Source organism: Clostridium pacaense, from assembly GCF_020709765.2.
Taxonomy (GTDB): Bacteria; Bacillota; Clostridia; order Lachnospirales; family Lachnospiraceae; genus Enterocloster; species Enterocloster hominis.
Window position 1 is genome coordinate 1 of record NZ_JAJFEB020000268.1, and the last position, 230, is coordinate 230.

1 rRNA gene is annotated in these 230 nt (G+C 53.9%); it reads left to right on the top strand.

Annotation, left to right across the window (positions count from 1 at the left end):
* Positions 1-230, top strand: a 16S ribosomal RNA gene (locus LK536_RS59235); the annotation flags it as partial.

Consider the following 230-nt stretch of genomic DNA (forward strand, 5'->3'; position numbering starts at 1 on the left):
AGCTCTATCAGCAGGGAAGAAAATGACGGTACCTGACTAAGAAGCCCCTGCTAACTACGTACCAGCAGCCGCGGTAATACGTAGGGGGCAAGCGTTATCCGGATTTACTGGGTGTAAAGGGAGCGTAGACGGCGAGGCAAGTCTGAAGTGAAAGCCCGGGACTCAACCCCGGGACTGCTGTGGAAACTGTGTGGCTGGAGTGCAGTAGAGGTAAGTGGAATTCCTAGTGT